The sequence below is a fragment of the Streptococcus sp. 5346 genome, assembly GCF_013277455.1.
Classification (GTDB): domain Bacteria; phylum Bacillota; class Bacilli; order Lactobacillales; family Streptococcaceae; genus Streptococcus.
On sequence record NZ_VMMY01000002.1, the window covers coordinates 36,181 to 59,852 of the forward strand.

Annotated in this window: 29 protein-coding genes; 3 read left to right on the plus strand and 26 right to left on the minus strand. The window is 41.2% G+C overall.

Going from position 1 to position 23,672, the window contains the following annotated elements; translation table 11 throughout:
- Positions 1 to 108: 108 nt before the first annotated feature.
- The 16 genes from infB to HT732_RS01260 all read right to left on the minus strand — a co-directional run bounded on the left by infB (position 109) and on the right by HT732_RS01260 (position 12,921).
- A complete protein-coding gene (infB, locus tag HT732_RS01185; RefSeq protein ID WP_173253703.1) occupies positions 109 to 2,994 on the minus strand; it encodes a translation initiation factor IF-2 in 2,886 nt (961 codons plus the stop codon).
- Positions 2,995 to 3,010: 16 nt separating this feature from the next.
- Entirely contained in the window at positions 3,011 to 3,310 is a 300-nt protein-coding gene (locus tag HT732_RS01190) for a YlxQ-related RNA-binding protein (RefSeq protein ID WP_001041392.1), read from the minus strand.
- Positions 3,303 to 3,596, minus strand: coding sequence for a YlxR family protein (locus HT732_RS01195; RefSeq protein ID WP_000857562.1), 294 nt, complete (start codon positions 3,594 to 3,596; stop codon positions 3,303 to 3,305). The genes HT732_RS01190 and HT732_RS01195 overlap by 8 nt, the downstream gene beginning before the upstream one ends.
- A gap of 21 nt (positions 3,597 to 3,617) precedes the next feature.
- Positions 3,618 to 4,754 carry a transcription termination factor NusA gene (gene nusA / locus HT732_RS01200; protein WP_172921841.1) on the minus strand — a complete coding sequence of 379 codons (1,137 nt, stop codon included), beginning with the start codon at positions 4,752 to 4,754 and terminating at the stop codon, positions 3,618 to 3,620.
- A 43-nt stretch (positions 4,755 to 4,797) separates the two neighbouring features.
- On the minus strand, positions 4,798 to 5,277 hold the full coding sequence (gene rimP / locus HT732_RS01205; protein ID WP_082888105.1) for a ribosome maturation factor RimP: 480 nt from the start codon (positions 5,275 to 5,277) through the stop codon (positions 4,798 to 4,800).
- 125 nt (positions 5,278 to 5,402) lie between these two features.
- Positions 5,403 to 6,038 (minus strand): tRNA (guanosine(46)-N7)-methyltransferase TrmB, encoded by a 636-nt coding sequence (gene trmB / locus HT732_RS01210; protein ID WP_001266094.1) that lies wholly within the window; start codon positions 6,036 to 6,038, stop codon positions 5,403 to 5,405.
- The gene (locus HT732_RS01215; protein WP_000363005.1) at positions 6,035 to 6,829 is read right to left on the minus strand and encodes a phosphotransferase family protein; all 795 of its coding nucleotides are present in this window, start codon (positions 6,827 to 6,829) and stop codon (positions 6,035 to 6,037) included. Before HT732_RS01215 ends, trmB begins: the two co-directional genes overlap by 4 nt.
- Before the next feature lie 160 nt (positions 6,830 to 6,989).
- Positions 6,990 to 7,601: a type II CAAX endopeptidase family protein gene (locus tag HT732_RS01220; protein WP_084889567.1), complete on the minus strand. Its 612-nt coding sequence runs from the start codon at positions 7,599 to 7,601 to the stop codon at positions 6,990 to 6,992.
- A 68-nt stretch (positions 7,602 to 7,669) separates the two neighbouring features.
- Positions 7,670 to 7,879: an immunity protein BlpZ gene (gene blpZ / locus HT732_RS01225; protein ID WP_000276516.1), complete on the minus strand. Its 210-nt coding sequence runs from the start codon at positions 7,877 to 7,879 to the stop codon at positions 7,670 to 7,672.
- A 41-nt stretch (positions 7,880 to 7,920) separates the two neighbouring features.
- On the minus strand, positions 7,921 to 8,610 hold the full coding sequence (locus tag HT732_RS01230; protein WP_000716527.1) for a CPBP family intramembrane glutamic endopeptidase: 690 nt from the start codon (positions 8,608 to 8,610) through the stop codon (positions 7,921 to 7,923).
- Positions 8,611 to 8,673: 63 nt separating this feature from the next.
- Positions 8,674 to 9,057, minus strand: a complete 384-nt coding sequence (locus HT732_RS01235; protein ID WP_000877393.1) for a hypothetical protein — start codon at positions 9,055 to 9,057, stop codon at positions 8,674 to 8,676.
- 82 nt (positions 9,058 to 9,139) lie between these two features.
- A complete protein-coding gene (locus tag HT732_RS01240) occupies positions 9,140 to 9,544 on the minus strand; it encodes an immunity protein (protein WP_153197386.1) in 405 nt (134 codons plus the stop codon).
- Positions 9,541 to 9,705: a hypothetical protein gene (locus HT732_RS01245; RefSeq protein ID WP_173253704.1), complete on the minus strand. Its 165-nt coding sequence runs from the start codon at positions 9,703 to 9,705 to the stop codon at positions 9,541 to 9,543. The genes HT732_RS01240 and HT732_RS01245 overlap by 4 nt, the downstream gene beginning before the upstream one ends.
- A gap of 690 nt (positions 9,706 to 10,395) precedes the next feature.
- Positions 10,396 to 10,752: a hypothetical protein gene (locus tag HT732_RS01250; protein WP_001036312.1), complete on the minus strand. Its 357-nt coding sequence runs from the start codon at positions 10,750 to 10,752 to the stop codon at positions 10,396 to 10,398.
- 68 nt (positions 10,753 to 10,820) lie between these two features.
- Positions 10,821 to 12,170 carry a sensor histidine kinase gene (locus HT732_RS01255; RefSeq protein ID WP_173253705.1) on the minus strand — a complete coding sequence of 450 codons (1,350 nt, stop codon included), beginning with the start codon at positions 12,168 to 12,170 and terminating at the stop codon, positions 10,821 to 10,823.
- A gap of 13 nt (positions 12,171 to 12,183) precedes the next feature.
- A complete protein-coding gene (locus HT732_RS01260; protein ID WP_001219150.1) occupies positions 12,184 to 12,921 on the minus strand; it encodes a response regulator transcription factor in 738 nt (245 codons plus the stop codon).
- A 295-nt stretch (positions 12,922 to 13,216) separates the two neighbouring features.
- Here HT732_RS01260 and HT732_RS01265 point away from each other — a divergent pair, with 295 nt between their 5' ends.
- Entirely contained in the window at positions 13,217 to 13,546 is a 330-nt protein-coding gene (locus HT732_RS01265) for a helicase BlpT (protein WP_173253706.1), read from the plus strand.
- A gap of 61 nt (positions 13,547 to 13,607) precedes the next feature.
- Here the strand turns inward: HT732_RS01265 and HT732_RS01270 are convergent, their stop codons facing one another.
- Entirely contained in the window at positions 13,608 to 14,657 is a 1,050-nt protein-coding gene (locus HT732_RS01270; RefSeq protein ID WP_173253707.1) for an ABC transporter permease, read from the minus strand.
- Positions 14,654 to 15,385: an ABC transporter ATP-binding protein gene (locus HT732_RS01275; protein ID WP_173253708.1), complete on the minus strand. Its 732-nt coding sequence runs from the start codon at positions 15,383 to 15,385 to the stop codon at positions 14,654 to 14,656. The genes HT732_RS01270 and HT732_RS01275 overlap by 4 nt, the downstream gene beginning before the upstream one ends.
- A 67-nt stretch (positions 15,386 to 15,452) precedes the next feature.
- On the opposite strand from HT732_RS01275, the gene HT732_RS01280 reads away from it, so the two are divergent.
- Both HT732_RS01280 and HT732_RS01285 read left to right on the plus strand, forming a co-directional pair.
- Positions 15,453 to 15,863 (plus strand): HIT family protein, encoded by a 411-nt coding sequence (locus HT732_RS01280; RefSeq protein WP_173253709.1) that lies wholly within the window; start codon positions 15,453 to 15,455, stop codon positions 15,861 to 15,863.
- 9 nt (positions 15,864 to 15,872) lie between these two features.
- Complete coding sequence (locus HT732_RS01285) at positions 15,873 to 16,160, plus strand: hypothetical protein (RefSeq protein WP_049495002.1); 288 nt, start codon at positions 15,873 to 15,875, stop codon at positions 16,158 to 16,160.
- A 279-nt stretch (positions 16,161 to 16,439) separates the two neighbouring features.
- Here the strand turns inward: HT732_RS01285 and dnaJ are convergent, their stop codons facing one another.
- From dnaJ to HT732_RS01325, 8 genes are all read right to left on the minus strand, one after another.
- The gene (dnaJ, locus tag HT732_RS01290; protein ID WP_173253710.1) at positions 16,440 to 17,576 is read right to left on the minus strand and encodes a molecular chaperone DnaJ; all 1,137 of its coding nucleotides are present in this window, start codon (positions 17,574 to 17,576) and stop codon (positions 16,440 to 16,442) included.
- Between the two features lie 507 nt (positions 17,577 to 18,083).
- Entirely contained in the window at positions 18,084 to 19,907 is a 1,824-nt protein-coding gene (gene dnaK / locus HT732_RS01295; RefSeq protein WP_173253711.1) for a molecular chaperone DnaK, read from the minus strand.
- Positions 19,908 to 20,153: 246 nt separating this feature from the next.
- On the minus strand, positions 20,154 to 20,381 hold the full coding sequence (locus HT732_RS01300; protein ID WP_077804710.1) for a hypothetical protein: 228 nt from the start codon (positions 20,379 to 20,381) through the stop codon (positions 20,154 to 20,156).
- A gap of 39 nt (positions 20,382 to 20,420) precedes the next feature.
- Entirely contained in the window at positions 20,421 to 20,945 is a 525-nt protein-coding gene (gene grpE, locus HT732_RS01305; RefSeq protein WP_173253712.1) for a nucleotide exchange factor GrpE, read from the minus strand.
- A 26-nt stretch (positions 20,946 to 20,971) separates the two neighbouring features.
- Positions 20,972 to 22,006 carry a heat-inducible transcriptional repressor HrcA gene (hrcA, locus tag HT732_RS01310; protein ID WP_173253713.1) on the minus strand — a complete coding sequence of 345 codons (1,035 nt, stop codon included), beginning with the start codon at positions 22,004 to 22,006 and terminating at the stop codon, positions 20,972 to 20,974.
- Positions 22,007 to 22,166: 160 nt separating this feature from the next.
- Positions 22,167 to 22,679 carry a DUF2812 domain-containing protein gene (locus HT732_RS01315; RefSeq protein WP_001088690.1) on the minus strand — a complete coding sequence of 171 codons (513 nt, stop codon included), beginning with the start codon at positions 22,677 to 22,679 and terminating at the stop codon, positions 22,167 to 22,169.
- 34 nt (positions 22,680 to 22,713) lie between these two features.
- The gene (locus HT732_RS10525) at positions 22,714 to 23,289 is read right to left on the minus strand and encodes a DUF2812 domain-containing protein (protein WP_173253854.1); all 576 of its coding nucleotides are present in this window, start codon (positions 23,287 to 23,289) and stop codon (positions 22,714 to 22,716) included.
- Positions 23,289 to 23,609, minus strand: a complete 321-nt coding sequence (locus HT732_RS01325; RefSeq protein ID WP_000423971.1) for a PadR family transcriptional regulator — start codon at positions 23,607 to 23,609, stop codon at positions 23,289 to 23,291. The genes HT732_RS10525 and HT732_RS01325 overlap by 1 nt, the downstream gene beginning before the upstream one ends.
- Positions 23,610 to 23,672: the final 63 nt, after the last annotated feature.

Here is a 23,672-nt window from a genome sequence, read left to right on the forward strand (position 1 = left end):
TTTATCAGTCCCATAACAGGGGATTTTTGAGACCCTAGGCTCAAAAATAAGCAATGAAACCATCGGTTTGCTTGCGTCCCTCACCACCTAAGAAAGGAGCAAAAAATCTTATCTCTTGATTTCTTCCATGACGTACGCCTCAATCACATCATCCATCTTGATATCATTGTAGCCATCGATCATCAATCCACCTTCACGGCCGTTTGTAACTTCCTTAACGTCGTCTTTATAGTGTTTCAAGCTTGCGAGTTCGCCATCATAGATAACAACACCGTCACGGATAACACGGACTTTAGAGTCACGGGTAACCTTACCGTTGATAACCATGAATCCACCGATAGTTCCGACTTTAGATACCTTGAAGGTTTCACGGATAACTGCTTCACCGATGACTTTTTCTTCAAATTCTGGATCAAGCATCCCTTTCATAGCTTCTTCCATCTCTTCGATAACCTTGTAGATAATGCTGTGGAGACGGATTTCTACATCGTCAGCTTCGGCTTGTTGACGAGCTTGTGGTGTAGGGCGTACGTTGAAACCAACGATAAAGGCATTTGAAGCTTCGGCAAGAGTCACGTCAGATTCGTTGATGGCACCAACTGCTGAGTGAACGATGGTCACTTTGACACCTTCCACATCGATCTTTTGAAGTGAGGCAGAAAGGGCTTCAACAGAACCTTGTACGTCGGCCTTGATAATCACGTTAACTGATTTGAGTTCACCAGCTTTAAGTGTATCAAAGAGGTTTTCAAGGCTGACACGTTGGGTAGCTTGACGTTGTTTCATGAGGGCACGTTTGGCACGCTCTTCACCGGCTGCACGCGCAGATTTTTCATCTTCATAAACGGCAAAGTGGTCACCCGCCATTGGCGCTTCGTTCAAACCTGTGATTGAAACTGGTGTTGATGGACCTGCTACCTTAACACGACGACCAAGGTCATTGGTCATGGCACGGACACGACCGAAGGTATTTCCGACAACGATAGGGTCTTGAACATTCAAAGTACCTTGTTGAACAAGAAGGGTTGCGACCGCACCTTTTCCTTTATCCAAGCGCGCTTCGATAACCGTACCGATCGCACGAACTGTTGGGTCTGCCTTGAGTTCTTGGATTTCAGCCACAAGAAGGACTGTTTCCAACAATTCTTCGATATTTTGGTTGAATTTAGCTGAGATTTCAACAAATTCAGAATCTCCGCCCCAAGCCGTTGACATAACACCATGCTCTGCCAATTCACCGATAACGCGTTCTGGGTTGGCACCTGGTTTATCAATCTTGTTGATGGCTACGATAATTGGAACGTTGGCTGCTTTTGAGTGGTTGATGGCTTCGATAGTTTGAGGCATAACTCCGTCATCTGCCGCTACGACCAAGATCGTAATATCGGTAACAGAAGCACCACGCGCACGCATAGATGTAAAGGCCGCGTGTCCTGGTGTATCAAGGAAGGTAATCTTCTTGCCATTTTCAACAATTTGGTAGGCACCGATATGCTGAGTGATACCACCTGCTTCACCTGTAGCAACACGAGAGTTACGAAGGGTATCTAGGAGAGTTGTTTTACCATGGTCAACGTGTCCCATGATAGTTACAACTGGTGGACGCTCAACCAATTCATCTTCATTAAGATAACCATCTTCGACAAAGAAACGTTCGATGTCGGCATTATCCACTTCAACCTTTTGTTTGGCTTCGATACCGTAATCCACCATGAGGAGTTCAATTGTTTCCCCATCCAAAGATTGGTTTTGTGTGGCCATGACACCCATCATAAAGAGTTTCTTAACGATTTCAGCTGGTTCACGTTTGATACGTTTTGCGATTTCCGCAACCGTCATACCATCTGTATACTCAAATTCTGTTGGCAATTCATGGAATTTACGCTCCGTAACAGGTTTTGGAGTCTGATTACGGTTGTTCTTGTTATTGCCTTTTTTGTTCTTTTTGTTGTTATTCCAGTTACTATTCTTTTGATTTCTCACTTGATTTTGACTACTTCGATTCTTTTGTTGTTTTCTAGGACCATCTTCTTCGTGATCATAATCGTCACGATTTTTGTCTGGTCGAGCTTGTTTTTTACGACGTGTATCCACTGCAGGTTCTTTTTTCTCAGGGACGACTTCAACCACTGCTTGAACTTGCTGTGCTTGTTGCGCTTGTTCAGCTAACTTAGCCGCTTCTTCAAAGATTTCCTCTGGTTCCTTGCGTTTGTTAGCTTGAGCCAAGGCTTCTTTAGCAGCCTGATACTGCTTGAAGCGTTCCTCACTTGAACGTGCATATTCAGCATTTTGCTCTGCTTTTAGGGCTGCTGCACGGGCTTTAAAGTCAACACGTGGAGCCGCTTGATTTGGACGTTTGTCCTCTTGCTGACGGCGCTCATTTCTACGATTTTGCTGACCTTGCTGTTTCTTAGCTTGGTCATTAAAGCGACGATTATCGCGGTTGCCTTGACCTTGTTTTCCACCATTACGGCCGTCGTTTTTCTGACGGTTTCCGTTTTGTTGTTGGTCACGGTTATTGCCCTTGTTTTGCTTGCGTCGTTCTGCCTGCTCTTTGGCACGGGCTTCACGCTCAGCCTTGAAATTACGACTTTGCGGTTTAGCCGCTACTTTTTCTGCCTTCGGAGCGACTGCCTCAGCTGGTTTTGCCTCTTCCTTGGCTACAGCTGGTTTTACTGGTTCAGACTTTTCGGCTTTCTTTTCTGCACTTGCTTTTGGGGCTGCAGGTTTTACCTCTTCCTTAGCTACAGCTGGTTTAACTGGCTCAGATTTTTCGGCTTTCTTTTCTGCACTTGCTTTTGGTGCTGCAGGTTTTGCTTCTGCTTTCGGAGCAGCTGCAGGCTTAAAGCTGGCAGCGATTTTTGCAGCGACAGCTTCTTCCACACTTGATGAGTGGCTTTTCACATCCAAGCCCAACTCTTTTGCACGCGCTACAACTTCTTTACTTTCTTTTCCAAGTTCTTTTGCGATTTCGTACAATCTTTTCTTAGACAAATCATGTCCTCCTCTTCTATTCCATAAGAGACCTCATTTTCTTTGTAAATCCAGCATCTGTCACAGCCAAAACCTTTCTCGATTTCCCGACTGCTATGCTTAATTCCAGTGTTGAAAACACGGTTACAATTTCTACTTGATAATAATGACTTTTATCTTGAATCTTCTTGGTCAGATTGGGTCCAGCATCATGGGCTAGAAAGACCATCTTGGCCTTGCCGTCTTGAATGGCCTTGACCACCAATTCTTCACCCGATATGATCCGCCCTGCTCGCTGAGCAAGTCCCAAGAGATTACTTATCTTTTGCTTATTCAAGTCCTAACTCTCTTCTTTTCACTTTGTGATCCACATAAGCGATCAACTCGTCATAAAAGCTTTCTTCCACTTCCATGCTAAAGCTGCGGTTAAAGACCTTCTTCTTTTTCGCCTCTAGGGCTTCTGCATTGTCTAGCTTGATATAAGCGCCACGGCCATTAGCCTTGCCTGTCGGATCGATAAAGACTTGCCCTTCTTTATTTTTGACAATGCGGAGCAAATCACGCTTATCAATCACTTCATTGGACACAACAGACTTGCGCAAAGGGATTTTTCTCGTTTTCATCTTTCCCTCCTCTAGCAGCTTTTATTCTTCTACAGTATCGTTTTCTGCTTCCAAATCTACTGAAGCAACCTCTTCCATGGCTTCAAATTCACTAGCAGACTTGATATCGATACGGTAACCAGTCAAGTGAGCCGCCAAGCGAACGTTTTGCCCACGACGACCGATAGCAAGAGAAAGCTTGTTATCAGGAACAACCACCAAGGCACGTTTGCTGTCGTTTTCATCAAAGATAACTTGGTCTACCTCAGCAGGAGCGATGGCATTGTAGATAAATTCAGCTGGATCTGCTACCCACTCGATAACATCGATATTTTCTTCGATTGGCACCATACGATCATTCTTAGCATCGTAACGAGCTGGGTGGAATTTGCTAGTAATCTTCTTGATATTGGCTCCACCACGTCCAACGATTGTACCAATAGCATCCACGTTTGGATTGTGGCTACGAACGGCAACCTTGGTACGGTCACCAGCTTCACGAGCCACGCTCATGATTTCAACAGTTCCGTCATAAACTTCTGGAATTTCTTGCTCCATCAAACGTTTGATCATTTCTGGATGGCTACGGCTAACAAAGACATTCACACCGCGAGGGTTGTCTTCAACCTTGTAAACATATACTTCGATACGATCATGAGAAGCAAAAACTTCTCCAGGAATTTGATCTTGTTTTGACAATTGGGCTTCAATGCTGCCAAGGTTGACATATATAAAGCGGTTGTCAAAGCGTTCTACAGTACCAGACATGATTTCTTGTTCATGCTCTTTGTAAGTATTGTAAGTGATGGCACGTGTTTGCTTGCGCATTTTTTCCATGATGGTTTGTTTGGCAGATTGGGCTGCTACACGACCAAACTCAGCTGGTGCTTCTTCAAACTTGATTTTGTCACCAAGCTCATAGGCTGAATTGATGGCAAGAGCATCTTTCAAGCTGATTTCCAAACGGCTATCAAATACTTCATCAACCACTTCACGGACAGTATAAACGGTAAAGTCACCTGTTTTTTCGTTAAAGTCAATGGCTACGCTATCTGATTGACCATAGCGTCTGCGATAAGCGGAACGAAGCGACTCTACTACTGCGTCGATGATATCTTCTTTTTTGATTCCCTTGTCTTCTTCCAAAATGCGGAAGGCCTCTAGCATTTCTTTACTCATGTTTTCTTCACTTTTGAATCCTCAAAAGCTATCCTTTCTTTTTCTATAATTTAACTGCTAAACGTGCTTTTGATACTAAACTGTATGGAATTTGGACAGTTTTCTTACGCGTCTTGTCCATATATTCCATAGTCAACTCATCCTCTTCAAAGGACAACAAGGTTCCTTCAAAGACCTTTTGCTTATCGATGGCTTGGTAGAGCCCGACATGGATGTATTTCCCAACCGCTCCAGCGACGGCATCCTTGGTTTTTAAAGGACGTTCCAAGCCTGGACTGGTGATTTCTAGGAAATATTGTTCTGGGAAGGGATCTGGCTTGATGGTGTCTAGGACAGGACTGATAATTTCTGTCAAGTCTGCCGTGTCGTTCAAGGTAATTCCTTCAGGTTTATCTACAAAAATACTGAGAATCATGTCACTGCCAATCTTTCCATACTCGATATCCACGAGTTCGAAAGGAGCTTCTATGACAGGTTCTACAACTTCTCTGACTAATTCTACGATTGTTGCGATTGCGTCCACCTCCTCATAAGCAAGAGGCGAAGATATTTCCCCGCCTCACTTTTCATATTCTTACTCATAGTATAGCACGTTTGCCAACTTATGTAAAGCAAAAGCACCTATACAGCCTGATTTCAGGCTATTTCTTAAAATTCTGCCTCAACTCGGTAGATAACTTGCCCCTTGTTGGAGAATTTTTGCTCGTATTCTGTCATGACATTGCCTTCAAAATCACTGGCATGTAAATCTAACCAGACACCATTGAGCTTCATGCCATACTGAGAAAAGCTCACTAAACTGTACTCAAACAAGCCACGGTTATCCGTCTTGAAATGAATTTCTCCATTTTCAGGCAAGATGCGCTTGAAGGTATCCAAGAAGGTCTTGTAGGTCAAACGACGCTTTTCATGGCGTTTTTTCGGCCAAGGATCTGAAAAGTTCAGATACAAGCGGTCGATCTCACCGTCTTCAAAGTAGTCAGTCAAGTCAGAACCATCTACCCACAAGAGCTTAATGTTAGGCACTCCAACTTCAAGCACCTTGTCCAAAGCGTAGCTCAAAACAGACTTTTGAATATCAATCCCGATATAGTTGATGTCAGGGTTTTGCTTAGCCATACCTGAAACAAAGGCACCCTTTCCACTTCCAACTTCCACATGAATAGGATTATCATTGCCAAACAAGTCCCGCCATTTCCCCTTGGCTTCCAAGGGATTGAGGACCACATACTGGGGATTTGCCTCTAGTAATTCTGTCGCCCCTTTACGATTTCTAACTCTCATCTTCTCTTTCCATACTTGTCTCGGAAGTGACGCAGGCCATGGATCTCCCGATTGACATTTTCTAAATCTTGGTTCATATAATACTTGGAAATCTGGCTCAAATAAGACAATTGACCGTACCAATACAATTTATTTAATACCGTTTGATTGTACTTGTAACCGTAGTAGGTCAACCATTCCTTCCACTGATGTTCTGGAATATAATGGCAGAGCATATGGGCCACATCAAACATGCGGTCGGTCAAGCGAACCGAATCCCAATCTACCAAATAAATCAAGCCACTGTCTGTCTCAATCCAATTACTATGTCGTACATCTCCATGGACAATGGTCGCATAGTCCTCTCTAAATCCTGGAATAGTCTGACGTAAATCAGCCATCACTTCACTGATAAAATGATTTTTACGCAAAGCATCTGGAGCCGTTTCCTGCCAAGACTGTAGTAAATCTACAGGTGTTTCCATGGCATATCCCAAACGACTCAACTGTGTCATCAACGGACGTGAGCGATGCAGACGGGTTAAGATATTGACGATTTGTTTACGATTCATATCATAGGGGGTCAATATTTTGCCTGTCAACCATTCTTGAGCACACATATCACGCCCATCTGCCAAACGGCGACTCCATAATAATTGTGGAGCAATTTGTTCTCTAGCTAGACCAGGTAGGATTGGAGAGGTGTTCATTTTTACAAAGATACGCTTCCCATCAGGATAGCTACCCATATAAGCCTTGCCACTTTTCCCAGGTATGGGAGTCAGTGTTAGCTCATTATCACCCAAATCCATTTCTTTCCTCCGTATAAAGTTTCCTTACTATTCTACTAGTTTTTGCCCTATTCGTCAACCGCTCCACACCCGATTCTCAAAGAAAAGCCTCTGGATTGGCTTGGGTATCATTATAGAAAGAAAAAGGCAAGCACCGTCTTCTGCTTACCTTTCATGATTTTTATAAATAATATAGGAGTGGCCAACTGTTGTAAAACATATGAACTAAAGTAGAAACCCACAAATTTTGGCTCTTTTTATAAGCAAAGCCCAGCAACAAGCCCCCAAGTAGATAAAAAATAAACGAAGGGACATTAGAAGGTCCATGTATGAAAGAAAAGAGAGAGGAAGTTAGCACAAGCCCTAACCAAGAGTTGTCAAAAACCGCACCTTGAAGAAGTCCTCTGAAAATGAGTTCCTCCTGGATGGGGCCAAAAACTGAGGTAGTCAAAATCAAAGACAGAGAAATTCCTCTGCTGACTTCCGCCAAGTGTTGAACTCCTGCGCCAGAAGAAACAGCGAAGAAATGAATATAAACCAGCGTCTCAAGTACACTTAGAAGAAAGATTGCAGTGAAAAGCAAAAGTTGTTTCTTGCTTAACATCCCAAAAGAAATCATATCAAACTTTCTAGCATAAGCAACACTCAGCGAGGTTACTAGAAGACTTACAATAATCAATTCAGATTCATTTTGAAAAAAATCCCCATGGTTAATCGTATAAGGAACTGTAATGACGATTATTAGTACTAAAAATCCAAAACACAAGGCATGAAATTTATCAAAAAACTCCATAAAACTATCCTCCTCAACAAACAGACTTCCTACACGTCATTCTTTAGTTCTAGCCTTTCCAAAACAAATCATTTGAGTAACCAAAATCCGACCACATAACCACCCCCTAAAAAGATAGCCATTAAAGATAGCATGGGGTTTAGGAAATAAAAGGCCATAACAGATACAAAGGTTAGCACAAAAACATTAAAGGTAATGGTGTCAGAAGCCAAGACCAGAATATAAGGAGTCAACCAGTCTAAGGTTTTGGAATCTAGGAAAAATAAGTGTTTATACATGGTAACCTCCTCTATGGCTGAAAAGCAAGACTTTTGTTTTTTTACCCCAAGACCCTATGTAAAAAAGTGAGCAAAAATGGTAAGTTTGCGATGATATTATTAACAATATGAATCGAATAAGAAGGATAGATACTCTTCGTATAACGTGTTAGACAGGCAAATAGACAGCCCACTGCCGTATAGACAAGAATATCTGCGAAACTTGGCAAGCTAGAAAAGTGGGGCAAGGCAAATAAGAATGACGGAAAGAGAAGATCCAGCCCCCACCTCGAATTCTTAAAGAAGGCATGTTGAAGCAGTCCTCTACACACCAATTCTTCCATCAGAGGTCCTAGTACGATTAAGGTTAGGTAAACACCAAACTCCGCAAAATTGGTCTCACTATAGGCAATAAACAAATTCCAACCTTCGTTCGTCCCCTGAACGTGTTTAGCTGTCAGATAGTTAAAACAGATAAGCACAACAGCTGCTAACACCGTCAGGACGGAATAGCTCAACCACTTTTTTCTAGGGATACGAAAGAGATAAGCATGGCCCGACCTAACCAAAATCCAAATCATCAAGCAGATAAAGAGAAGGCTGATGATGTTTCGAATCCAGATAATATTTCCTACCCAAGACGAGAACTCCCAATAATTGCTCCAAAATTGGGTCGTCCAAGACAGTCCGAAAAACAGAAACAAATAAGAAAGAATTGCACTCGTTTTGAAAAGAATAGGGTGTTTTTTCATAGAATTCCTCCTACTATCTACAAGACAGGATGGCTCGCCTTGTCAGGCTCTATTACTGCAAGATTAAGAAGACAGCTTGTTCTTTTTAAGGCTAACCTGACTACTAGATAATAGATACATTAAGGCATTAAAGACAATGAAAATATGTCCATAGAATAAAATCAACCTCGCATCCAAACCAAGATAAAGTTTGACCATCAAAAAGATGAGCAAAAGAATTTGAAACCATAAGGTTTTTCCAAAAATAAATTTAAAGCGGTTTCGAATGTCTACTTCCTTGATTTTTACCGCCACCCCTTTATTAGCAAGAAGGAAAATGCCTGCTTCAAATAATCCACTGTAGAGAACAAGCCACCCAATCGATACATTAGAGATTTGTAAAAATGTCCCTAAAAGAATATTCAACACACTACTCAAGAAAATAACAAGAAATAATCTATATTTCATTTTAAATACCTCCATTCACTTATTTCACGGACAGTTTAATAGAGCCTTCTAATCAAAGATTCTGTCAGAAGAAGAAGGCAAGCTACTTTTTATAATACTTCAAGCCCCAAATGAGCAGAAGCATGATAAGCAAGCAGAGAATAGCGCCAATATAGGCAATTAATTGTTGATAGAATTCTCCTGCTGTGATCCCTCTATACAAACAAATAATAGACATAAAGCCTGTCAAGCCGATATACATGAGTTGATTGGTTCTAGGACTAACCAAATCATCATCTTCAAACTCTCTGATTCTCATTTCCCTAGTGAGGTAAACAGTAACCAAAATAGAAACCAAGTTAATAACTACCAAGAGAAATTGGAAAACCAAGGAAAAATTTAAAAACTGACGAGATAGAAATAGATAAGTAGAGACAAGTAAGGGCAACTGCCCTAGGAACAATCTCGCAAGGAAGATGTTCCGTTTTTTAGCAAGAAAAGTTTTCATTTCTTTGCTCCTTTCTTTTTAAGAATAGCAAAATAAATCATAGCTGCAATCACATAGGCTATAGTATAAAATAGCTGATACCAAGCACTCTCCCTAAGCGGATATAGAAAGATGGACATGATCAGATACAAGATGAAAATGACAAATATTTTTTTCTTCATAAGATTTCCTCCTGAATGTTTGTTGAGCTAGAACCTTTACACTGCTAGTATAGCACTCATTTTGACCTTGGATTACTCAAATCATAAATGGTCATCAAAACATCTTGAATTGTAAAAAATTTAAAAAAGCAAGCATGAAAAACATACTTGCCCTTTACACCATATTGATACCAACTTAATTTGTAGATTTTTTATCCTGCTATCACATATCATTTTGACAGGCGAAACAATATTAAAGAAACTCCCCTATAGATTAAACTAGCGATAAAAAATCTCTTTATCTAATTAGATCTATCTTTATTCTTCTTTGGAGATTTTAAAAATTTTTCCCTAATTAAAGAAGTAATAAAAGAAACAAACATGCCAACAACAAAAACAATAAGAAAAGTTTTGAAATCCATAATTACCTCCAAGTACAGCTCCTCTACATACAAGCTCAAGCCTTTAAGCAACCATAATAGCCAATTGTAACATTGTTTTTGCATTCACGAGGAATACCTCTTTTTACTTTCGTCCTATTACAACCTTAATAAGGCTAGTATACTACTATTTTTTAAAATTTTCCATCCAAATCACAAACGGTCATCAAAACATCTTGAATTGTTAAAAATAAAAAAAGCAAGCATGAAAAACATACTTGCCCTGGGGAACTTGACAATGTGAAAATACAAAATAGAAAACTACTCACCCTCACTTCCGTATGTTCTCATATATTCTCATGATCGCAACAAGGATAGCAGCTGTTCCACTTGCCAAAGCGATAAGGGTAATGATAATGTTGAGAATTTCAGGCGTACTCCCTATTCTGTTGACAAGACGGAGTAGAGATATAACTGCCAACTGAATCAGGAGTATTGATTCTACTCTTATCAATGAAGTCAGTTGGTTTTCAACTGCATATAAAAAGACTGGTAACATAACACAGGCTATAGCAATCACAAACAGGTTGCTCCCTGTTCCTTCTCCCTTATTCACCACGGAAATCATGAGAAGATTCGATGCTATAATCAACGTAGAACAGATGATAAAAAAGGATTTCTTATTCATATAGGGTACCTCATATACTATGGCATTTTAATTGATGACTACAGGCGGTACTTCTTTCCACAGATCTTCTAATCATCAACTGACATCGAGTGAACTGTTAAAACCTGACGAAAGACTTGATTTTGACAGGTGGTATTTAGACTGGTATTAGGATGGCTTTCCACAATTTTCATAACAGTATAGAGACCAACTCCTCTCTCTTCCCCTTTAGAACTGGCTCCAAAGGAGAAAATCTCAGAAATATCTATGCCCTCTTCTTTGATGGAATTTTCAATGATAAAGGTCTCCTGTGCTCCATTTTTTAAAAAGGCGATTGAAACATGAGGTTGACTGGCCTCTGCACTGGCTTCAATAGCATTGTCACAAAGGATGGACACAATGGTTAGAAAATCAAGTAGACTCATCCCCTCGACCTGAATCTCCTCAGGAACTTCGACATTAAAGACAATCTTCTTATCTCTAGCTTTTAGAAATTTCCCTGCTAGAAGACTTTTGAGGGCACGGTCCCGAATATTTACCAATCTGCCAAGGTCATATTTGTTGTCCTGCAATTTCTGACTAGAATCCTTTAAGACCGAGTCGTAGACCTCTTTTATCTGCTCCATATCCTCCTCTTCAATGCCCAGACGTAAACTGGTCAAGAGGTTGGTGTAGTCATGGCGAAAACTCCGGACTTCCTTGTAAAGTTCCTCTATATGCCGACTATAGCGTTCCATATCTCTGTAGCGCAAGGCCTGTTCTTGGTCCAATCTCTCATGGAGTTTGTCCTTCAAATAGGTATCTAGCTTCTTGATAATACCCATAAAAAAGAGTAGGTAAAAGACTAGGATGAGATGGCGAACAGTCGTTGATTGAATACCTTGTTCATATTCAAAGAAAGACAGACTTTGCATCACTAGATAGTAAGCCCCCATTATCCAGTTAATCGTAGTCAGGGACTTTTGAAAACCTTTATCGAGAGTCTCCCTTCTCAAACTAGTAAAATCATAGTCTAACCATTTCAAAAAGGCTAGAGAAATAAAGCAAATGAAAATTTTTATACATAACCAAATAAAAGAGCGGTCATCATACACATGCCCTTGCCCCCAAAATGGAATCACAAAATAGGAGACTACCCTGAAAAAAAGATTCACCAACATCATTGGGAAGAGACCATAAAAGAAGAGTAGTTTTTTAGGAAGCCCTCTTAACAATAAGAAAGATAAACCAATGCCGTACAAGGGTTCCATAAAATAAGTTAGGTAAGTATTTCCTACTATATAGCTAATCGTTACAAAAACAACTGCTAAAAGTAGCTTAAAAAGAAAGGACTTAAAAACTCTCTCCAGAGTTAGAACAATTCCATCCACCTTAAAAAATATAAACAATTCCAATCCAGATATCAAAAACACATATACTATCTTCCAAACTAATTCCATTCCAGCACCTCACTCAATGTAAGTTATTGATGGCCTCAGACACTTCTCTGACCTTATAACGCGCAATCATACAGCTTCCTCCATTGGGAAAGAAAAGGAGTTTCTCTTTCTTATCCAAACGAACTACATTGGCAGGATTAATGAGAAAAGAGCGATGGCACTGCAAGAGACGGGGCTCCTGCTTGAAAACCTCCTCTAAACTCGCTGTAAATTCCAACCTGTCTGTCTTGGTATAGAGAATAACACGATGGGCTCTGGGCGACGTTTCGAGATAGTAGACCTCTTTAAAAGGATACTGGAATTGAGCAAATTTTGATTTAAAGTAAAAGCAATCTTCCGCCAGACTTTTACTATCCTGACTATTGGCATAGAGGAGGGCTGTCTCGATCCGAGATTCAAACTCCTCTGCCGAAAGGGCCTTATCAATGTAGTCCAAAGCTGACACCTGGTAGCGAAAGGACAGGGGCATAAACTCCGAGTGAGTCGTCACAAAGACGATGAGAGCATAAGGATCCCTATCCCGAATCTTTCTAGCCACTTCCAGACCCTTCATCTCCTCATTTCGAATCTCAATATCCAAAAAGAATAGATGATGGGCCCCCTTCTCATGCACTTCAGCCAGCAGTTGCTCTGGTTTGCCAAAAACTTCAAAAGAGCTGGGAGTGATGTGATGTTCTTTCAAGAGTTTCTCAATGGTCGTTTCAATCCTAGTCTGTTGGGAAAAATCATCTTCTAAAACAAATATTCTCATCTTCTTACTCTCCTTGTTTCGATTTCTTCCTAAAAAGAGAATAGCAAAAATACTATGATACAAGCCAACCAAATCCTAAACAGGCCTTTAATGCTCCTGAAGGGTAGCTTGTTCCTCAAATAAGCATGATAATCTTACCACTATTTTATCATAAAATCTTAACAGTACCATTCAGGAAATTTCAAGGACAATTAAAGATTTTATGGTTGAAAAGGAGATAAAAGTGATAGACTGACAGTATCAAAACACAGTTGCTAGAAACAAGACTAGCACCCAGATTAGAGGAGGAATTCTCATGACAGATACAGACCCTATCAAAAGAGCTCAAACCTTGATTACTGACTTAAACAAAACCTACCAAGCATGCAAACAGGCAAGCGCTGACGACGTCCGCTTTCAGGAGCAATTAGACTCTATTCTTGGTTTTCTAGCCAAGGCTGAGACAGTGGATAATCGAGTCTTGATTGAACTGGAAAAATTCTACCAGACTTCCAGTCTTCTCATGGGACTCAGCGCCCTCAATCCAGATGCTCCAACTCGCGCCGCTTGGCGGGCCTATGACCGCTTCCACTTTGACCAAGTCAAGACCAAGTTGAGTCTCTACGGACCAACCATTATCCTGTAGAAAATAAAAGAAGCTGAGACAAACTGAACTCAACTTCTTTTTTAGTGTCATATAGGCAAGATTAATCCAGCATCTGACGTTTTACTTGATAAGGTAAGTACAAGACTAGTAAAACCAAACCTGCACCCAGCAAGGCTAGAAGGGCTAGTTTTTCTTGGAAGGTAATCAACCCAACAACTAATTCCACAAGTAAAACAAAACTGGTCAATCCTCGGACTACAGCCTGCAAGCCTTTTTCCTTTTGCCCCTTGTCTAGTGGAAAGAGTTGGGTCAAATACTGGTAGTCAAAGGCATGATAGAGGGCCAGCAACTGGAAGAGCAAGAGGTAGTTAAAGAGAACTACCACTGCTGTCGCAATCCAAGCTTGCTCGATAAAGACCTGCGCCAGTATGGAAAGCAAGAGCAGACGGAGACTGAGGGCAAAGAGGTCTCCATTTCGCAGATAAGAACGCAGATAGAGATTTTGCCAAATCTTCCCAGGCACCTTCTGAACAGCCTTTAGGATAAAGTCCAGATAAGCACGACGCTTGACGCTGTTTGAAAGCCCCTTGACCTGCGTAAAGAGGGCAAAGAAACGAAGCAAGACTTGCTTACGCTTGCTTTCTTGGGAAATGACATAGTCCCAGTCCAGTCCAGTTTCCGTGAAAAATTTGCTGGCCTTTTGACGAAAGAGGAAATATTTACCTACTCCCAATAAAAGCACATAGACCAGAAAAACAGGCAAGCCATAGCCCATTGCTAAAAATAAAGGCGCAAATAACAGCAAGAAAAGGGTCTGGACAAAGAGCCAAAAGACTAGGGAAATGCCAGTTTGACGCTTGAGATGGAGCTTGATTTCCTCTTCTCCAACCAAGAGAAAGAGCTTGTCTGGAGCCTCCATATAGGTGGCAATTCCTCCCCAAAGCAACAGTAAAACAGAGGTAATTCCTACAAACAAAAGGATAGGCCAATGATTTTCAGGAAAATCTTGCAAGAGTTGACTGTACTGGTAGGCTAGAAATCCCAGCAGAACAAGCAGGAACAAGACAAAGTGGTCATTGAGAACATAGCGCAGATAACCAAGACACTCCTTACGAAAAGCCTGCTTTCTCTTTAAAAACAAGTCTCTCATAGCTCCTCCTCTTTGGTCAGAGCCAAGTAAATATCATTCAAACTAGCCTCAGGCATATCAAAGGCTTCGCGCAGTTGCAGGAGATTTCCCTTGGCACGCACCTCTCCCTTGTGAAGAATGACAAAGGCATCACACATCTTCTCCGCCGAATCCAGCACGTGAGTACTCATGAGAATAGACTTACCCTTTTGCTTTTCCACTTCCAAAAGCTGAATCAAGTCTGCAATAGCTAGCGGATCCAGACCAAGGAAGGGCTCATCCACTATGAAAAGACTTGGATCCACCACAAAAGCACAGATAATCATGACCTTCTGCTTCATCCCTTTTGAAAAATGAACAGGAAACCAGTCCAATTTCTGGTCCAGACGGAACATTTTTAACAAAGGTTCCACTCGATCAAAAGCCACTTTCTGCTCAATACCATAAGCCATAGCAACCGTTTCGATATGCTCTCTGAGGGTCAATTCCTCATACAGGCTGGGCGTTTCTGGAATGTAGCCAATCTGCTTGCGGTAACTTGTCGCATCTTCTTGCAGGGTCAAGTCATTGATATTGATAGAGCCACTATAAGGTGTCAACAGACCGATAATCTCATTGATAGTCGTCGATTTCCCAGCACCATTGAGACCAATCAAACCGACCAACTGTCCACTTTCAACGGTAAAAGACACATCTTTCAAAACAGGAACATGAACATAGCCACCTGTCAGGTTTTTAATTTCTAACATATTTTCTCCAAATCTGGTATAATGTAGCTATATTATATCAAAATTCAATACAGTAGAGGTAGATTTTATGTCAGATTGCATTTTTTGTAAAATCATCGCAGGGGAAATTCCTGCTTCAAAAGTATATGAAGATGAGCAGGTTCTTGCCTTTCTTGATATCTCTCAAGTGACACCAGGACATACCTTGGTCGTACCTAAAAAGCACTATCGCAATCTTTTGGAAATGGATGCTACTAGCGCCAGCCAACTCTTTGCCCAAGTACCAAAAGTAGCTCAAAAAGTCATGAAAGCTACCAAGGCTACTGGTATGAATATCATTGCCAACTGTGAAGAAATCGCAGGGCAAACCGTCTTTCATACCCACGTTCACCTCGTGCCTCGCTACAGTGCGGACGATGACCTCAAGATTGATTTTATTGCCCACGAACCAGACTTTGACAAACTTGCTCAAGTCGCTGAAACTATCAAAAACGCCTAAGGAGTTGCCATGAAATTATCCAACCTACTGCTATTTGCAGGAGCTGCAGCTGGAAGTTATCTGCTCACAAAAAATCGCCAAACCATCACAGATGAAGTCTTGAATACCACTGACCGCGTTCAAGCTATCAAGGACGATGTGGATATTATCCAAAACAGCCTACAAATCATTGACCAGCAAAAAGAACTCATCAAGGAATACCAAGAAGACCTGACTTACAAATTTAAAGTCTTGGAAAAGGATATCCAGACTAGACTAGCTGTGATTAAAGAAACACAGGAAACTGAAGATAAGTAAAAAGAGCCGAGTGGCTCTTTTTAAAACATAAACAAGCTATATTACATCAACAATACATCATAATTTAGGCAACTCATTCACCATTTCACAACTAAATCGAAGACTTTCCGCCGTAATGAAAACACCTGAAACAGCCTGGTTTCAGGTGTACGGAAACTTTGAGACCTAGGCTCAAAGTTTAGGTATGGAACTTCGAAGAAGGTCGCTACCGTCCGTCATTACTTAAGGAAAGTCTTAAAAAATCTATAAACAAAAAAGAGCCACTCGGCTCTTTTTGCTTTATTCTCCTTCAAAGGCATCTTTAATATGGTCAAAGAATCCCTTTTTCTTTGGATTGATTTTTAAATCACCAGCAGCTGCGAATTCTTTAAGCGCTGCTTTTTGACGGTCGTTCAAGCCTGTCGGTGTTACGACATTAACTGTAACGTATTGGTCACCAACTGCACCGCCACGAAGGCTCGGAGCTCCCTTACCACGTAGGCGGAATTTCTTACCAGTCTGAGTTCCCTCTGGGATAACCAATTCAACATCACCGTGAACAGTCGGGATATCAACTGTATCACCAAGCGCTGCTTGAACAAAGTTGAGGTTGAGATTGTAGAAGATAGTCGTTCCTTCACGTTCAAATTTGTCGCTGGCTTCCACAGAAACTACTACATACAAGTCACCATAAGGTCCACCGTTAAAGCCTGCTTCACCCTGACCAGCTAAGCGAATTTGTTGACCGGTTTCCACACCAGCAGGGATTTTTACATGTACGCTATGCGCTTGTTTTTCATGCCCTGTTCCGTGACAAGTTGTACATGGATCTTTGATTTCTTTTCCGCGACCATGACAGACATCACAGGTTACTTGGCGACGCATCATACCAAGCGGAGTCTGCGTATCGACGTTAATGACACCAGCACCATGACAGCGTCCACAAGTGACTGGACTTGTTCCTGGCTTAGCACCAGAACCGTTACATGTATGACAGCCAGCTTCACGATTGTACTTAACCTCTTTTTCAGCTCCAAAAATAGCTTCTTCAAAGGTCAAGTTCACACGATACTGGAGGTCATCCCCTTGACGAGGAGCGTTTGGATTGCGCGAAGCACCGCCTCCGCCGAAGAAACTTGAGAAGATGTCCTCAAAACCACCGAAGCCTCCTGCCCCGTTGAAACCGCCGAAACCACCAGCTCCACCAAAACCACCGTTGGCTCCAGCAGCACCGTATTGGTCATAGGCAGCCCGTTTTTGGTCGTCACTCAAAGTCTCATAAGCTTCCTGAACTTCCTTGTACTTTTCCTCAGCACCAGGCTCCTTATTGATATCTGGGTGATATTTTTTGGAAAGCTTACGATAAGCCTTTTTGATCTCGTCTGCCGAAGCGTTTTTTGACACCCCCAGACGATCATAAAATTCAGTATTGTTCATACAAGATACCAAGACCGTAAAATTCGACTGATAAATAGGAAATCTGACGCTGGAGCGATGCTCCTAGACAGATTTATCTTTTTTCCGAGAATTTAGGTCGGATTCAATTCCTTTCTTTTATATTGAGTAAGAAATTTGGGAACCCGTGTTCAATTCCCTGAACACCTTTGTTCCTTTCTGTTATTGTTGCGGAACGAAACCACGATTTAGGTCGGGTTCAATTCCTATATTTCATATTGATGAGACAAACCCCAAATAAATCAGGTTTAGGCCCTTTTTATCGAAAAACAGAGGCTGGGTTGCAACCTCTGGATTTCTTCCTATCATCATTAACATTTAAGTAAAGCACCGTAGAAGGACAATCAGTTTAGTGATTAGTCATTCTTGACGAGTTAGGCTTAACTGAGTTTCGGCTAAAAACTTCGGAAAAAAGATAAGCCATCTTTTGTGCATCGCACAAGGCGATGGCTTCCTATTTTTCTTTCGTTTTCTTAACGCCTCAACATCTTATTTTTCCGTAAACTCTCCGTCTACGACGTCATCGCCTGCGTTTCCTGTTGCTTGTGCGCCTTCTGCTCCTGCTTGAGCTTGTTGGGCTGCTGCGGCTTGTTCGTAGAGTTTAACAGCAAGGCCTTGAGCTTTTTCGTTCAATGCTTCAAGTTTTGCTTTCATTTCGTCCAAGTTGTTGTCTTCTTGAGCTTTCTTAAGGTCATCAAGGGCAGCTTGGGCAGCGTCACGTTCTGCGTCGAAACCGTTTCCTTCAGTTTCCTTGATAGTCTTTTCAGTTGCAAAGATAGCTTGGTCTACTTCGTTACGAAGGTCAACTTCTTCTTTACGTTTCTTATCTGCTTCAGCGTTTGCTTCTGCATCTTTCATCATGCGGTCGATTTCTTCGTCAGTCAAACCTGAGTTAGATTGGATCACAATAGTTTGTTCTTTTTGAGTTCCAAGGTCTTTAGCCTTAACAGACACGATACCGTTCTTGTCGATATCAAATGTTACTTCGATTTGAGGAATTCCACGAGGTGCAGCTGGGATGTCTGTCAATTGGAAGCGTCCAAGAGTCTTATTATCTGCTGCCATTGGGCGTTCACCTTGAAGAACGTGGATATCAACGGCTGGTTGGTTGTCTGCTGCTGTTGAGAAGACTTGTGATTTAGATGTTGGAATTGTTGTGTTACGGTCGATGAGTTTTGTGAAGACACCACCCATTGTTTCGATACCAAGTGACAATGGTGTTACATCAAGAAGGACAACGTCTTTAACATCACCAGTAATGACACCACCTTGGATCGCAGCACCCATAGCAACTACTTCGTCAGGGTTTACTGATTTGTTTGGTTCTTTACCAGTTTCAGCCTTAACAGCTTCTACAACGGCAGGGATACGAGTTGAACCACCAACAAGGATAACTTCGTCGATTTCTGACAAGCTCAAACCTGCATCTGAAAGGGCTTGACGAACTGGAACTTTTGTACGTTCTACAAGGTCACGAGTCAAATCATCAAATTTCGCACGAGTCAAAGTCATTTCCAAGTGAAGAGGTCCAGCTTCACCAGCAGTGATAAATGGCAAGCTGATTTGAGTTGAAGTCACACCAGAAAGGTCTTTCTTCGCTTTTTCAGCTGCATCTTTCAAACGTTGCATTGCCATCTTGTCAGTAGACAAGTCAATACCATTTTCTTTTTTGAATTCTGCTACCAAGTGGTCGATGATTTTTTGGTCAAAGTCGTCACCACCAAGTTTGTTGTCTCCTGCAGTTGACAATACGTCGAAGACACCGTCACCCAATTCAAGGATAGAAACGTCGAATGTACCACCACCAAGGTCAAATACCAAGATTTTTTCTTCTTTATCAGTCTTGTCCAAACCGTAAGCAAGGGCTGCTGCTGTTGGTTCGTTGACGATACGTTCTACTTCAAGACCAGCGATTTTACCAGCGTCTTTTGTTGCTTGACGTTGAGCGTCGTTGAAGTAAGCTGGAACTGTAATAACTGCTTTAGTCACTTTTTCACCAAGATAGTCCTCAGCGTAGCCTTTCAAGTATTGAAGAATCATAGCTGAGATTTCTTGCGGAGTGTATTCTTTTCCATTTGCAGAAACTTTTTCAGAAGTACCCATCTTAGATTTGATAGAGATGACTGTATCTGGGTTTGTAACTGCTTGACGTTTTGCAGCGTCACCAACGATGATTTCACCATTTTTGAATGAAACTACAGATGGAGTTGTACGGTTTCCTTCTGGGTTTGCGATGATTTTGCTTTCAGTTCCTTCAAGAACTGCAACTGCTGAGTTTGTTGTACCTAAGTCAATACCGATAATTTTAGACATGTGTTTTTCTCCTTAAATTTTTATTCGAATTTTGATTTTTTGATATATCCCTTAAGTGGTGGGGACGTGAGCAACTCCCTACGGGATTTCATCACTTATTTTTGAGCCTATTGTCTCAAAAATCCCCTGTTTCAGTAGCAGAAGCTACTGAAACTTTCACCACGGCGAGAAATATCTTCCTTGCAAGCCTCCGGCTTGCTTTTTATATTTCTTTCATAGTTTATTGTCGTTTCGGACAATACTAAATCAGTCTTTCTTACTTACTGACATATCTTCTGTAAGTAAGAATAACAATTGACCAATTAAAATAGGTTGCAATATAAGTTCTAATACTTTTTGCAGCCAAATTACTGGTTGCGTTCCAAAATAAGAAACCTTTGCTCCTTCCGAAATAGGATAAGCAAAAAATATCCCTACTACCAGAAAGAAAACGACAATTCCAATAGCCCAATTTGTAGCCGCTATCTTTTTCATTCTCATCTTCCTACTATATTGTTTCGACATATAAAACTTCTAATTATACACCACAACCATTGCTGGGCGTAGGATACGGTCATGGAGTTTATAGCCTTTTTGGAAGACTTGGGCGATGGTATCTGCTGGGTGTTCATCGTCTGCTGGGAGAGTTTGGATGGCCATATGATAGTTATGGTCAAATTCACCGTCAGCTGCGATTTCTTCGATTCCTTCTTCTTTCAAAGCGTGAATCAAGCTTTCTTGCACCATCTCCAATCCTTTTTTAACATCGTCTGTCAAACCTTCAACTGCGAGTGCACGCTCAAGGTTGTCCAAAGAAGGGAGAATCGCTTTTGCCAAATCCTGGCTACGATAACGTTGCAAGTTTTGACGCTCTTCATTGGCACGGCGTTGGATATTTTGCATTTCTGCATGAGCGCGAAGGTATTTATTTTCGAACTCATCCGCACGTTCATTTGCCAAGTCCAATTCAGACTTCTCAGGACTTGTTTCTTCTACCGTTTCCACAACTTCCTCTTCTTGGACTTCTTCTACTTCTTCATTTTTTATATCTTGGGCCATTTTCGCCTCCTTTAATGATTTCAATCTTAATGTACTTCGTAATGATTACTGCTGAGGTAGCGGTAAAAATCTGTCAACTTCATGGTCAAAACACGGTTGACCACATTGACTTGGTTGATTAGCTGTTGGTAATCCAGATTGACTGGACCGATAATCGCTAGAATTCCAACTCCCCGATAAGGAATGAGGAACTTGCTACTAATCACCGCTAGGTCAGCTAGACAGGACTCTTGACTGTCTGCAACACGGACATTTTGCATCTGATCCTCATGCAGCCCCTCACGAATCTCCAAGGCCACCTTTTGCGGTTGGTCAAAGAACTGATAGGCTGCTAGATTGGCAAAATTCAAGAGATTAACCTTGCCCGCCACCACAATATTTTCGTTGAACATTTCCTTAAAGATATGCTCAAAGAGATCGATAACATTGTCCGTTGTTGTAAAGTAACGCTGGATAATCTGCGGAATCTCCGTCCGAATCTTGTAGTGAATATCTAGAACGGTGTGGCCGAGGAAACGTTCCTGAATGATGCTCTTCAGTTTCAGCAAATCCTCCTGCAAAAAGTTCCTTGGAATCAGAAACTGACTGGTAACCGTTCGCGACTCATCTAGGGTAAATACTGCCAAGGCTGTATGTGGCCCCAAAACAACGATATCAAAGGCTGTCAACCGTTGCCTGCTGGGCTCAACATCCAGTGCTACTACCGTACAGCCACTCAAGTCTGTCAATAGATTAGCAGCTTCTTGCAAAATATCCTCCAATTTGAAGAATTCCTGGTCAAAGGCTTTGACAATCTCATATACCTCATTTTCAGCCAATCGGTCAAAATCAAGTGAGTGTTTCACATAGTACTGAAAACCAGCAACACTTGGCATCCGACCACTTGAAGTATGAGCCTTCTCAAGCAACCCTTGCTTTTCTAAAGCCGCCATATCATTACGAATGGTTGCACTGCTAGAGTTAATAGACTCCTGCAAGGCTTTGGATCCGACAGGTTCGTGCGTTTTGGTAAAGATGTCAATAATGAGATTTAGAATATCCTGCTGACGCTCTGTAACCATCTCATCACTCCTCTCTGTCTGATCAATTAGCACTCGATACACTTAAGTGCTAACTTATGATTCTATTATACACCCTTAAAAGAGAATGTCAAGATAAAAACTCAAAAAATTAGCACTCTTTTATCAAGAGTGCTAAAAATCAGTCTACAGACCGAGAAACTCACCTTCCATCTACTCGGTATTTCCTTTTAAGTCTGAAAAAACCATGGATTAGATAAGAAATCATAAAAGCATATAGAGCAAAAATGACAAAGAAAGATTGCGACAATTCTTCTCGAAACAAACTCATACAAACAACAAGACCACCTAAGAAAGTAGCTGTACAGGAACGAAGTCTATATCGTACAACTTCCCATCTGAGTCTCTTACTCATATAGACTTGATCCTCTGAAAGTATATCAGAAGCCGATTTACGAAGAATCGAACAAGAACCTGCTCCTATCAATTCCCAACCTCTATCTCTAAAATCTTGCAGTTCATGCTTATGCTTTTTAAGAAACCTAGAATCATAGATACAGTAGATAACATCGTCTGGTTGACATTGGTCAAAATAGAACAAACCAAAACGACTAGTTCTATACTTCCAACCTTTCAAATGCATCTCATGTAAATATCCTTCTTCCTTGTCCAAATCAACAATGGTGAAAATCCGAAATTCTACTCTGCTATTCATTGCCTTACCCCAAAATTAGAAAACATGCCTGGCGTTATTTATCAGATAATTCTTTCCACTTTTGAAACAATCTCCAAAAAATATAAGAAATCTGAATCGCATGGACTATCAATAAAACACCATCTATTATAACAATCAAAAACATTTCCCAACTGAAAGAACTACCTCCAGTGACAAACTTTGTGAAAACCGGTAGTAGAGCTAAAAAGAGAAGCAAAATAGGAAGCATCCGCCTCGTTAAAATCCGTTTCACCATAGCTAACTTCCCAGCCGCGTCATTATAAATTTCAAACTCGGCATCCGACTCAATTCCAGAATGAAGCTTTCTAAAGTAGGAAAAACCATTAAAGTCTGTAATATGCTCCCATCCACAGTCTTTAAATAATTGTAAATAGGAGGCTCTCTCTGATTTTTTCATAGGATAAAAGTCCAACTGATAAGACACCTGCTCCGGTTGGCACTTTTCAAAAGTATACTTAACCGCAACTACTAAGTTAGAGTAGGTCACTTCCTTGAGTTTCCAGCCCTCAGCATGCATTTTTCTAAGATATAAAGCCTCTCTATCATAATCCGCAATGGTAGCAATTCTATAAACAACCTTCTTTTCCATCATCTTTCCTCCAGACTGTTTCTATAGAGCCGTTCAATACGCTTCAATTCAATATCTAAGACTTTTCGTCCCAAGTCTGTGATCTGATAGATTTTCCGTTTTTCTTCTTCTCGGACAAAGGAAATCAAACCATCCTTTTCCATCTTTGACAAGGTTCCATACATAGTTCCAGGACTAATCGAAACTTGCAAATCTGTCATCTCCTTGACCTTTTGCGTAATACTATAACCATGACCTTCCTTTTGCAGACAGAACAAGATATAAAAGCCCGTTTCCGTCATTGGAAGATAAACTCGACGAATCTTATCCGTTAATTCCATTTATAACCACCTCCTATTCAGTTCGATATATCGTACTTCGTTATATAATATATATCACACCTC